Origin of the sequence: Wenzhouxiangella sp. XN201 (assembly GCF_011008905.1) — a bacterium.
In the GTDB taxonomy this organism is placed as follows: Bacteria; Pseudomonadota; Gammaproteobacteria; order Xanthomonadales; family Wenzhouxiangellaceae; genus Wenzhouxiangella.
In genome coordinates this window covers 139,743-152,236 of record NZ_JAAIVI010000022.1, presented here as the reverse complement: position 1 = coordinate 152,236, position 12,494 = coordinate 139,743, and the positions used below count along the sequence as shown (strand labels likewise).

Below are 12,494 nucleotides of genomic sequence, written 5' to 3'. Positions count from 1 at the left end.
ACCACGGAAGCCACGGAATTCACGGAAAGATCAACCGGTGTGGAGGAAAGACACCTTATTGTGCCCCATGTGCGTCGGCATTGGAGTCGACGTCACGCGGGCAGCCCCCTGAATTCCCAACCGTGTGTTCCGTGATTTCCGTGGTTTCAATATTCAGGCGGGATCAACTACGGCCAGCGGCGAGTTCGCGGCCGATGAGCATGCGGCGAATCTCGTTGGTGCCGGCGCCGATGTCGTAGAGCTTGGCATCCCTGAGCAGCCGACCGGTTGGGTATTCGTTGATGTAGCCGTTGCCACCCAGGGCCTGGATGGCTTCCAGTGCCACGTTGACCGCGCTGGTCGAGGCGTGCAGCAGGCAGGCGGCGGCGTCGATGCGCGAGCGCTCGCCCTGGTCGTAGTCGGAGGCGACCTGGTAGGCGAAGCCGCGCGAGGATTGCAGGGCGGCGTACATGTCGCCGATCTTGGCCTGCATCAGACCGAAATCCGACAGGGTCCGCCCGAATTGCTTGCGTTCGGCGATGTAGGGCAGCACGTTGTCCATAGCCGCCTGCATGATGCCGATCGGTCCGCCCGAAAGCACCAGGCGCTCGGAATTCAGCCCCGACATCAGGATCTTCACGCCGTCGTTGACCTCGCCGAGCACGTTCTCTTCGGGAATCTCGCAGTTCTCGAACACCAGCTCACAAGTATTGGAACCGCGCATGCCGAGCTTGTCGAGTTTCTGGGCCTTCTCGAACCCGTCGAAGTCCTTTTCGACCAGGAAGGCGGTCATGCATTTGCTGCCGGCATCCTTGCCGGCGGTGCGCATGTAGACCAGTGCGACATCGCACTCCGGGCCGTTGGTGATCCACATCTTCGAGCCATTGGCGACCCACACGTCGCCTTTCTTCTCGGCCCGGCAGCTCATCGATCCGACTACGTCCGAGCCCGCACCGGGCTCGGACATGGCCAGTGCGCCGACCCATTCACCGGAGACCAGTTTCGGCACGAATTTTTCGCGCTGGGTATCGCTACCGTTGCGGCAGAGGTTGTCGAGGCAGAGGTTGGAGTGAGCGCCGTAGGACAGGCCTATGGACGCCGAGGCCCGAGAGATTTCCTCCATCGCCACCAGGTGCGCCAGGTAGCCCATATCCGAGCCACCGTGCTGCTCCGGAATGGTGATGCCCAGAAGACCCATCTCGCCCAGTTCCTGCCACAGCTCCTGCGGGAACTCGTTGGACCGGTCGATCTCCTCGGCGCGCGGGGCGATCGACTCCTCGGCGAAGCGCCGGACGGTCTCTCTGAGCATTTCGATGTCTTCGGAAAGCTTCATCGTCTGGTGCCTCGTTAGATGGCAGAGTTCATGAAACCGCAGATTTCGCAGATGTACGCAGATTGCTCCGGAGGAGCGAATGGCCCGGACTCGAAGATCTCAAGGCCAATGAGATTAAGGCTTTTTCGGTCTCTATCTGCGTGAATCTGCGCAATCTGCGGTTTCAAGTACTCGAGTTCTCTAGTGATTCCCGCGCTCACGGCCCGGGAAGCGGTGTGCGCGGCCCATGAAGGGCAGCTTGAGCTTGCCGACCATGGCGATGCGTTCGGCGGCCATGCGGTCGGCGGCCTTCCAGGTCGGAATGCCGTCGCGCTCGGCGATCTGGAAGATCTTCGAGACGTTGTAGTAGATGGCACGGGTCATGCGCTTGGCACGTTCGCGGTTGTAGCCTTCGAACTCGATCGAAACGTTCATCAGCCCGCCGGCATTGACCGCGTAGTCGGGTGCGTAGATTATGCCGCGTCGTTCCAGCTCGTCGCCGCAATCCTCGGTGGCAAGCTGGTTGTTGGCCGCACCGCACACGATCTTGAACTTGAAGCGCGGAATGGTCTGTTCGTTGACCGTTGCGCCCAGTGCGGTGGGTGAGTAGACGTCGGCATCCACGTCGTAAATATCGTCGGTACCGACCGCTTCGCAACCCATCTCGACGGCGGCCTGGACGGCTTCCTCGTTGATGTCGGTGACAAAGACCTTGGCATCTTCCTTGCGAAGCAGCTTGACCAGCTCCATGCCGACGTGGCCCACGCCCTGGACGGCGTAGCTGTACTTGCCGATTTCCTCGTTGCCGAACTGGCGCTGCAAGCTGGCGCGAATGCCCTGCAGGGTGCCGAAGGCGGTGAATGGCGAGGGGTCGCCCGAACCGCCGTGGACCTGGTGAACACCGACCACGTTGTCGGTTTCCTGGAAGACGTACTCCATGTCGTTGACATCGATACCGACATCTTCGGCCGTGATATAGCGGCCGTGCAGGGAATCGATGAAGCGACCGACGGCGCGGAACAGCGCTTCTGACTTGTCCTGGCGTGGATCACCGATGATGACCGACTTGCCGCCGCCGAGGTTGAGGCCGGCAACTGCGGCCTTGTAGGTCATGCCACGCGACAGGCGCAGCACATCGTCGAGGGCATCCTGCTCGGTCGCGTAGGGCCACATGCGCATGCCACCGAGGGCCGGTCCGAGCGTGGTGTTGTGGATGGCGATGATGGCCTTCAGGCCGGCATCCTTTTGATGACAGAAGATGACCTGCTCGTGCTCGGTCGTGTGGATGGTTTCAAACAGATTCATTGACGGTCCTCCAGGGCCTGCGCCAGTGAGGTCGCAAGCGTTTCCGCCGATCCCCGTCGAATCGGCCGGGTTTGACTAGTTGGTTGACACGCCCGGCGGTGCAAGGAATCCGGGCCGCGGTTACCTGACCCGCCCTTTCATGAAGGCCGGCGAGGCAGCCGCCTATTTTAGCCTGAACCGGAAGGGCGTGCCAGTTTCGCTCAGGGTGTCGGCACGGCGGAATCTGCACCGGCAGGGGACAGGATCGGGAACTGCGGGTTTCCGGCTGCGGCTTGGGCGGACCACTCGGCCGCCAGATCCGATTTGTTCAGTGACCAGGCTAGTCTTGCGGCGGCATCGATCAGAGCCGCATTCTCGGGCATGCGCTCCGCCATGATCGTTGCGATCTCTTCCCAGATCCGGCCGATCACCGGGTCGTCCCGGACAGCCCGGCTCATATTGATGGCAATTTCGGCCCGAGTGACCAGGCACTCCAGTTTTAACCAGTCAATATTGTCGCTGGTCCGGCTCAGGCGCTCAGCCTCGGTCAATAATGCAGATTGTTGATCAGGCGGTTGTCTATGGGCCCGGGCTGCCAGGATCTCGGCAATCAGGCAGCCAAACTCCTGGCGCTCGGCCTCGGGGCGTTCCAGTCGACGGTAGATGGCCATAGCCTCGTCGGCCGCCCTCTCCAGGCGCTCGGAGCGGACGGGGGTACTGAATCGATACTGGTGGCGGAGTATGCCGGCCAGGTTGACCAGGCCGCTCTCGTGATCAGGGTCGAATGCCAGTAAACGGCGCAGGACGTTCTCGGCCCGGGCCAGCGCGGGCTGTGGATCCTCGCCGCCGCGCTGCTGAAACTCTGCCAGTCCCCACCACAGAAGGGCCAGGGAATTGTACGGCGTGGCGTAGTCCGGATAGCGCTCGATCAGGGCCTCGAGACCTTCGTCCAGTCGGTCGTGATCCGACATTCGGTGGAGGCCGCGCTCCTGCCGGTCGTACATCAAAAAAATCTCGGTGGCCATCGCATTGTGGACCAGTCGGCGGTCGTCGGGCCGAATTGCAGCGGCGCGCTGCATCCATCGAATCGCCTCTTCATGAGCAGCTTCTCCGGCAATGGAGTTCCCGCGGGTATTGCGTGATGTGGCGATGGTCGTCCAGGTCACTGCCAGGTTGTTGATGATATTGACGCTTCCGGGAAACTCCTCGTGCGCTTGTTGAAGAACATCGAGGGCTCGTTCCAGGTACTCGGATTCCGGTTGCCCTTCGCCCATGGCCCACCGGCCCTTGAGTTGCAGCGCGGTGCCCAGTGCGAGCCGCGCGGGGTGGTTGTCCGGTGCGAGCTTGAGCGCCCGGCCAGCCAGCTCGATCGCTTCGTCAAGCAGGTGCACGTAGTCCTCGCGCGCCCTCAGCTTGCGTTTGGCCGTTTGCCACAGCCAGTAGGCCTTTGCGGCAAGCAGGTTGGCGTCCTCGCTACGAATGGCAAGCCCGGTGCCGCAGTGTCCGATGCGTTCACGACTGCCTGGGGTATCAGGGTCGTAGGCGGTGTTGAGCGGGTTGGCTTCCACGGCGGCCAGCTGGCAGCGGGCCAGGTGGGCAGCAGCGCTGGAGCGTGCGGTGTCGATCAGGTTGGCCAGCGCACTGTCGATTCGTTTGATACTGGCCGCGGCCTTTTCCTGTTCGCGCATCAGTTCCAGGCCGGCCTCGGCGGTCTGGTGCTGGGCGAGTATCAGCAGGGTGTCCCAGTCGTCGGGGGTTGCCGGCTCGATGCCTTCGATCCACTCCAGGGCCGTGCCTTCGCGCTCTCCAAGGCTGATTCGGACCAGCCGGTCGGTTTCTGCCGGCAGATGGTCGCGGTAGGGCGCCAAATCACTCAACAGGTCGCTGCGCGCCCGGTGGTCCAGTTCGGGCAGCAATTCGGGATCGACCGACAGGCTGCGCTGGATACGCGCCTCGTTGTATTGCCGCAGCAGCGAGCGTGTCGCCCGGTTGGCGGTTGCCGGCTGCCGCAACCCGGCCTGCCAGGCGCTTTCGGCCAGTTTCAGGGCGTCTGCGTAGTCACCCAGCTCGTAGTGCAGGTCGGCCATGGCTGAATGGACCTCAGCACTGGCGTGCGGCCCCGTCCGACGGGTTTCGCGTTCGAGTCCATCCAGGGTCGCCAACGCCTGCTGTCGCGTTTCTGCCTGGTCGTGCGGCGGGCGCATCTGGTCGATATACCAGTCGCTGCGAACGCGCTCGGCACTGGCGATCAGACCGCGCGCCGTGGCGAGATCGCGCTCACTTTGCTGCCAGCTCCACAGGGCAGCGGCGGCGCTGGCCGTTACCAGTGCGATGGCCGCCAGGCCGGTCAGTGCCAGCGCCGGGTTTCGACGTGACCAGCGTTGCAGGCTGTACAGGCGGCCAATTCTCCGGGCCTCGAGCACCTGTCCAGTGCGAAAGGCATGAATATCCGCCAGCAGTTTTCGCGCGCTGTCATAGCGGTCGGTCCGCCGATACTCCAGGCACTTGGCCACGATCCGCACCAGTCCTTCGGGCAAGTGGCGGCGCATGCCCGAGATCGGCGCGATGTCACCGGAGGCTGCCTGCAGCATCATCGCCACAGGCGTGTCGGCGTCGAAAGGCAGGCTCCCGGTAAACAGCCGGTAGAGGATCACGCCCAGAGCGAATATGTCGGCACGGGCATCGATGTGCTTTTCCCCGCGCGCCTGCTCCGGGGCCATGTAGCCGGGCGTGCCGATTGCGTGTCCAGTCACGGTCAGCGTTGCGTCGCCGGCCTGGCGGGCGAGCCCGAAATCCATCACCCAGGCATGCGGACCATCATCGGCTTCCTCGACCAGGATATTGGCCGGCTTGAGATCGCGGTGAGTCACGCCTCGCTCATGTGCCAGCGCCACGGCGGCCAGTACCTGCTCGAAAACGGCCAGTCGCGCGTCCTGGTCGGCGCCCTCGAGCGCCTGGTCGATGGGCTTGCCCTCGACCAGGTCCATGGCGATGTAGTGGCGTCCCAGATGCACGCCGGTCTGGTGGACACGCAGGATGTGCGGGTGCTCGAGCCCCTTCTGGGTTTCGGCCTCGCGCACCAGGCGTGCGATGGCCCCGGGGTCCTCGGCCTTCAGGTACTTGACGGCAATATCGCGGCCGAGTGAGGGGCACCAGGCGCGAACCACCTCGGCCGAGCCGCCGCTGGCGAGCGGGACACCGGTTTCCCAGTCCAGCGGATTGGTATTCACGTCATTCGGTGACAATACCCAGCTCCTGGATTCGCCGATAGAGCGTCGAACGGCCAATTCCCAGCTGGCGGGCCGTGTTGCTGATATTCCCCCCCTGGCTGGCCAGGGCCTGCTGGATTGCCGTTCGCTCGGCATGTTCCAGGCTGTCTTTCAGGGTGGTTGTGCCGGGCATTTCTTGTTGCTCGGCCAGGCGGATGCGGTCCTGCAGGTGGTCGGATCGGAGCGCTTCGCCGTCTTCGAGGAACAGGGCGCAGCGCTTCATCTCGCGTTCGAGTTCGCGTACGTTGCCCGGCCAGTCGTAGGCCTTGAGGCGGTCGAGTGCCGCCCGCGAAATACCGCCGAAGGCAATGCCGGACTTCTGACAGGCACCCTGCAGGAAGTGGGCGGCGAGATTGGCAATGTCCATATGGCGCTCGGTCAGCGATGGCAGACGGACTTGCCAGTCGGCGATCCGGTGGTAGAGATCCAGGCGGAAGCGGCCGTCCTCGACCAGCCGATTCATGTCGTGGTTGGTGGCCGAGACCACGCGTACGTCGGCGGGGCGCGGCCGGTCACCGCCGATTCGAAAGACTTCGCGTTCCTGCAGCACGCGCAGGATACGCGCCTGGGTCGCCGGCTGCATGTCGCCGATCTCGTCGAGAAACAGAACACCGCCGTGCGCTTGTTCGAACTTGCCGGCCCGCTCGGTGACACCCGTAGCCACGCCTTTCTCGATGCCGAACAGTTCGGCATCGAGCAAATCCGCCGGCATGCTGGCGCAGTTGAGGGTGATTAAAGGCCTTTCAGGCCCGCCGGCAGCATGCAGAAAGCGCGCAAACAACTCCTTGCCCGTGCCCGAATCGCCCTCGATGAGCACGTTGATGTCGCTGTCCGCCACTCGGGCGGCCTGTCGATAGAGTGAGTGGAGTCCCGGGTGGCCGCTCGGCGGCACCGGCTGTGGCGGGGCCTGGTCGGACGGGTTGCTGTGGGTCTTGCCTTTGGCCCGGCGCGTGGTTTGAGCCGTCAGCTGCACCAGATTGAGGGCAAAGCCGGCCACGGCTTCGAACGCGGACGGCGCGATGCTGCCTCTGGCGGCCAGTTCGATGCACCACAGGCCGTCGCAGTGTCGGTGCTGGTCACCGGCATCGGCATCCCCCAGGCCCGATTCGACGATGATCGAGTCATCGCGCAGCAGGCGCCAGCGGCCGGCGATGACCTTCGGCAGGCAGTCGATGATGCAGGCCGCATGCGTATCCGGGGGCAGGCTGCGCAGCCTGGCGATGAGCTCGGGCAGCTGGGCAATGAAGAACTGTGCCAGGCGATCACTGGCCAGGGTAGGCGGGATATCGGTCAGGGCAAGGGCAGTGGCGGCCCTGGGCTCGGGCTGCCCGACTGCGATTTCGAATTCCGCCGCATCTTCAAGGCGAAATTCGGCGCGAACATTGCCGAACTGCAGCCGGTCGCCGGTTACAAAAAATTCCGCCCCGACGATGCGCTGTTCGTTGATGCGGGTACCGTTGGTGGAATCAAGATCCTGCACCAGCCAGCCGTCGGGCTCGCGCTTGAGGCAGGCGTGGCGGCGCGACACCGAGATCTCCTCGATGACGATGTCGCAGTCGGCGCCGGTGCCGATGGTGCATTCGTCTCCCTCGATGACGAAGCGACGGGTCCCCGACTCCAGATTCATGCACAAGACTGCTTGCTGCATGCCCTCAATTATCTGACTGTCCCGATCGAAAGCATACTCCAGGCCCGGAGTTTTCGCACCTGGTTTGTCCCGCTCGAGGGAATGGTGTCCCGTGCATGACACATCTGCCTGATCAGGATCGCCGGTATGGGCCCGTTTTTCCAGCGGTTCAACCTTGGCACGGAAACTGCTTACAAGCCGCCATCGAATGAATCAACGATGGGGACCTGGCGCATGAACGGAAGCACAGTCATTCAAATGAGCCTGCCAACTCTGATGCTGCTGGTCTGCATTGCCGCGCCGATCCAGGCCGGTGAAACCGAAACCTTTTCGATCGACTGGTACAGCATTGATGGCGGTGGAGCCGTGCAATCCACCGGCGGAGATTTCGATCTGTCCGGCACCATCGGCCAGGCCGATGCCACCGCTGCCCGCGTTCTGCAAGGCGGGCAATGGAAGCTGACCGGTGGCTTCTGGGCCTTGAGCCTGGAAGACCTGGCCGATCGCCTGTTTGGCGATCGCTTCGAAGCCGAGCAAGGAGACTGAAATGCAGCGCACTATCACATTGATCATCCTCGCCGCCGTTGTGGTGATGTATACGGGCACGGCCATGGCCAACACCACCATCAGCTACCAGGGCCGGCTGGATGCCGGCGGGCAGGCCTTCGACGGCAGCGTGGATATGGTGTTCGAACTGTTCGACGCCGAATCCAATGGAAACCCCGTGGGTTCGCCTGTCGCGACCAACGGTGTGCCCGTGCTGCAGGGGCTGTTCCAGGTCGAGCTCGACTTCGGGGCGCAGGCCTGGGACCTGGGTCGCTGGTTGCAGATCACGGTTGACGGGCAGTTGCTGTCCCCGCGCCAGAAAGTAACCGCTGCTCCGCTGGCCTCGCGAGCCGAGACCGTGATCGAGGAAGCGGTGGGCTCGCAGGAGCTGGAGGATGGCGGGGTGCAGGCCGTCGACATTGCCGACAACAGCATTTACACCAATCACATCGTCGACGGCACCATCACTGGCGCCGATACCGATAAGAGCTTCTGGAACGCAACGACGCGGGGCAGCCTATACGTCAAAGTCGATCAACGGACCATCAACTTCTTGGGTTCGAGGGCTAACGCTACTGCAGCCTGCGAAGAGGTTGAAGATATTCCGGTCAGTGGCGCCTGCGTCTTCAGTCCAGAAGCTGGTTCCAGTCTTGGGTTGGAATCGTTCGAGCCGACTAACTGGGGTGATCCGATGGGCTTGGCTGCCTACAGTTGCGTGTATTCAAACAATGCAAACGTGGCCGGCACCTTTGAAGCCCGTATCCACTGCCTTGACACCACTCCATGACTAGCGAAGGACATGCCACGAGTGCGAAAAAGCGCAACACGAAAAGTACGTCAATCCTATTCATCTTGAGCGCTCTTGCAGCGGCCGCGCTGGTGAACCGCTTTGCTTCTACGGCTGCAGTGTCGAGTACAAGATGGACCGCATGCCTTGAGGATGCGTCTGCAGTTATTCCCGTTGTACGACACATCAATGGAGCTTTTACACACTGAGAGATCGATCATGCAATATGCGAAACGATTCCCTTTCTTTATTGCCAGTGCCCTGGCGTTACTTGGAGGTGTGCCGCCTTTGGTGACCAGTGCGGCTGCGCAACCGATTCACTCCAACCTCATTGCCAACGGCGATTTCGAGGCGTTCTCCGACTGGACGTTGCTCGATGCGCCGCTCTGGGGGAGTTCCTCGTTCGATCCGGACTATTTCTGCAACTCGCCCAACCCCACAGGTTGCTTGCAGGCATCAGTCACGCCGATTGCCTCCTCGGGCGAGCGCCGGGTTTCCAGTGCGTGGCAGTGTGTGGATGTGGAACCCAACCGGGCCTATGAAATGTCGCTCGATATTCATGGCAATTTGGGTAATCCGGGTAGTTCGTCAGCTCGCATGCTGCTGCTCGACGTCACCGGCAACCCCTGTCCCGAAGCCGATTCGCCGCCGCAAATCGGTGACTCTTTCGCCAGCGCGTTCTTGTTCGAGCCCTTTGGCTGGGGATCTGCCTCCGGCGTAGGAATTGTTCCGGCCGGCGTCACCCGGGTTGCAACCGCTTTGCATTCGACAACCGGGTCATCCAGCGAGAGCGCGAAATTCTTTTTTGACAATGCCGTACTGGGCAAACTCCGCCCCGATGTGAGTGTTCAAATGAGTGTCAGTGCGACGGAGCTCGATCCATTGCAACAATTCACCATCGAGGTGAGCTACGATTCTCAGTACAACGGGACACCGCTGGATCTCCGTATCATTCATGGTGATCGGATCTCCCTGGTTGGCTACGTTTGCGACGCGGGGGCTGTCGTCGATGCATCACAGGGTGGTGAGCATTTCTTCAGGTGGTTCAATATTCCGGAGGATCCGCAGCCGCACACGCGCAGTTGTACCATCACCGCACGCGCTGATTCTGGATTCGCTGGCGTGGTGGGCCTGAATGCTGTTGCCGATTGTGCGGACTGCGATGGGGACCTCAATCCCGGGGATAATGATGTATCCATTCCGGTAGAGATTTTGGAAGCGCCGGATATGTCGGTTTCGGTGGCTGCTTCCGAGTTGCCGGAAGCTGGTGATGAATTCAACGTGTTTCTCGAAGTTGAGAACCTTGGAACCAGTAGCGAGCCACTTCTTACGATGGTATCGGTGGAGATCAGCGAACCGATGTTGTTTCATTCAGTAACGGGTGAGCATTGTTCGTTGACCGAAACGATGCCCGGCCTGGTTGAGGGGGCGGTTTGGGTGAGCCACGCATCTCCGAGCGAGTGCCAATTGGCATTCGGCATTCCCGAGGACCAAGTGGCAATGGGCGTTGATGTCGCGGTCTACAGCGTGACTGACCGAGATTACATTTCCAGTAACGATACCGCAGTGGCAAGTTCGCGGATCGTCAATCTTACGGTCAACCGCAGCATTGACGGCTGGGATGGCTCGCCGGGTGACGGCATTTGCGAAAGCTCGTCCGGCAACGATGACTGCTCGCTGCGTGCCGCGGTGATGGAGGCCAATGCCCTGGCTGCGGCTACCGGGCGTACGTTTACCGTAAAAGTCCCCTACTCGCCGTTTTCCTACACGCTCGCTCGCACGAGTGGGGAAGATGAGTCGCTCCATGGCAGCCTCAAGATCAAACGGCGCATGCACCTCGTCGGAATACCCGATGAAGATGGCAACTTACCTTTTGTTGTCGGCAGCTTTCCAACTGTCGAGACCGACCGGCTGATCAGAATCGGCAATCCGGCCAGTTTTGTTCGCATAGAGAACATGCATTTGCAAGGCCAGGGCCTCGTGCCAACGGACACGGATGGGAATGGCACCGACGGCGGGCTGATTTTGCACCAGTCCGGCGAGCTTGTCCTGAGTAACGTGACCCTGACCGATGGTATGACGGACGGAAGCGGCGGTGCCCTCCACAGCGCCAGCGACGATGGCAATGGCCACTTGACGCTGGAGCAGGTGAGAATCTTCGATAACGAGGCCTCTGATGGGGGAGGGTTGACTTTTATGCCTGAGAGTTTCGCCACTCTGTCGGTCATCGATAGCAATGTTCATGACAATCAGGCCAACGCAGCGGGTGGCGGCATCCTGGCCTGGAACTCGGGTGGGGGCAGTTTGCCTGCTGTCGCCATCCAGCGTTCGGCGCTGCATGGCAACGCTGCGCTACTGGGTGGTGGTGCCTACCTCTACGGTGTTTTTCTTGCCCAGGTGAGCAACAGCACGGTCTCGGGAAATATCGCGGAAACCTCGGGCGGCGGCATCTCAGTCGAGGCAGCGACATCGCTGGCGGTCAACAACAGCACGATTGCTTTCAATGAGGCAGGGCCAGGTGACAATAACTCAGGAAATGGGGGCGGTCTGTACGTTAATGCCAACGCCACGGCCACGCTCTACAACAGCATCGTCAGCTCCAACACGGGAAAGGAGGCCTGTTCTAGGCCCAATCCTTCGCTGCCGCCCATCTGTGTACCACAGGCCGCCAACTGCTACGGATCCGTCGATTCGGCGGGCTATAACGCGATGGCGGGCGATTCGGAGTGTGCGTTCAACAGCGGGGGTAGCGATGACGCCACGCATGTCCAGCTCGGCGCCTTGGCCGACAATGGTGGCTCCACGCCGACCCACGCGCCGGCCTCGTTTAACTGGATCGTGGACGCTGGCGATCCTGCTTGCCTGGATCGGCCCGGTGGTGAGCCCTTGCTGATTGATCAGCGGGGCGCCGTCAGACCGGCCGACGGTGACGAGGATGCAACGGCGCAATGTGATCGCGGTGCTTACGAGCTCTCAGAAAACGCCCGGGTCAGCGTGCTCGTCGACGATGCCGCACTCGGGCGGGTCCAGTCCAGCCCCACCGGCATCTGGTGCGGAGAGGGTACCAACGACAGCTGCAGTGCCTTGTTCAGCCTGGATGCGGAGGTAGTGCTCACCGCCACGCTCGCATCGGGATCGGGTGGTGAGTTCATCGGCTGGGAGGGGGCCTGCGCCGGTCAGGGGGCAGTCTGCACTGTCACCGCAGCAGGCAATGTCGAGACGACGGCGCTGTTCGTGCTGGCTGCTCAGCCCGACTTTCTGCTTGGCTGCGAGGGCGGGAGTACTGTCGAAGTCCAGGAAGGCGGCACGGCACAGGTCAGCTGTAGCGTGGAATCGGTCAACGGCTACAGCCAAGCCGTGTCGCTGCTGTGCTTTGAAAGCGCGACTTCGATTGATTGCCAGCCCTCAGCGGTGAGCGTGACCCCGCCGGCCGACGGAAGCCAGAGCTTCACGCTCAGTGTCAACGCTGGCCAGACACCGCCCGGAGACTACTCGCTCCTGGTCGAGGGCAGCGACGGGGAAAGGGTCCGGCAGGCCGGGCTCGGGCTGAGTGTCGTCGAACCGGTCTCCGGCGCTCTGTTCTCGGATCGGTTCGAGCAATAGTTCCGGAATTGGTGTTTTGGCGGCGGATTGCCTTCAGTCTGGAACTTCGGCTGCCGGGGATGCTTCCGGCAGCCTGTTCAAGTGGCA

7 protein-coding genes are annotated in these 12,494 nt (G+C 62.1%); 3 read left to right on the top strand and 4 right to left on the bottom strand.

Going from position 1 to position 12,494, the window contains the following annotated elements:
• Positions 1 to 163: 163 nt before the first annotated feature.
• The 4 genes from G4Y73_RS13510 to G4Y73_RS13495 form a co-directional block, all read right to left on the bottom strand.
• Complete coding sequence (locus tag G4Y73_RS13510) at positions 164 to 1,312, bottom strand: isovaleryl-CoA dehydrogenase (protein ID WP_164232346.1); 1,149 nt, start codon at positions 1,310 to 1,312, stop codon at positions 164 to 166.
• Positions 1,313 to 1,492: 180 nt separating this feature from the next.
• Entirely contained in the window at positions 1,493 to 2,596 is a 1,104-nt protein-coding gene (locus G4Y73_RS13505; RefSeq protein WP_164232345.1) for a Glu/Leu/Phe/Val dehydrogenase, read from the bottom strand.
• A gap of 200 nt (positions 2,597 to 2,796) precedes the next feature.
• Positions 2,797 to 5,805 (bottom strand): serine/threonine-protein kinase, encoded by a 3,009-nt coding sequence (locus tag G4Y73_RS13500; RefSeq protein WP_164232344.1) that lies wholly within the window; start codon positions 5,803 to 5,805, stop codon positions 2,797 to 2,799.
• Position 5,806: 1 nt separating this feature from the next.
• Positions 5,807 to 7,492 (bottom strand): sigma 54-interacting transcriptional regulator, encoded by a 1,686-nt coding sequence (locus G4Y73_RS13495; protein ID WP_164232343.1) that lies wholly within the window; start codon positions 7,490 to 7,492, stop codon positions 5,807 to 5,809.
• Between the two features lie 213 nt (positions 7,493 to 7,705).
• Here G4Y73_RS13495 and G4Y73_RS13490 point away from each other — a divergent pair, with 213 nt between their 5' ends.
• The 3 genes from G4Y73_RS13490 to G4Y73_RS13480 all read left to right on the top strand — a co-directional run bounded on the left by G4Y73_RS13490 (position 7,706) and on the right by G4Y73_RS13480 (position 12,407).
• Positions 7,706 to 8,017: a hypothetical protein gene (locus G4Y73_RS13490; protein WP_164232342.1), complete on the top strand. Its 312-nt coding sequence runs from the start codon at positions 7,706 to 7,708 to the stop codon at positions 8,015 to 8,017.
• On the top strand, positions 7,983 to 8,804 hold the full coding sequence (locus tag G4Y73_RS13485; RefSeq protein WP_164232341.1) for a hypothetical protein: 822 nt from the start codon (positions 7,983 to 7,985) through the stop codon (positions 8,802 to 8,804). The genes G4Y73_RS13490 and G4Y73_RS13485 overlap by 35 nt, the downstream gene beginning before the upstream one ends.
• 219 nt (positions 8,805 to 9,023) lie before the next feature.
• On the top strand, positions 9,024 to 12,407 hold the full coding sequence (locus G4Y73_RS13480; RefSeq protein WP_164232340.1) for a right-handed parallel beta-helix repeat-containing protein: 3,384 nt from the start codon (positions 9,024 to 9,026) through the stop codon (positions 12,405 to 12,407).
• Positions 12,408 to 12,494 lie beyond the last annotated feature (87 nt).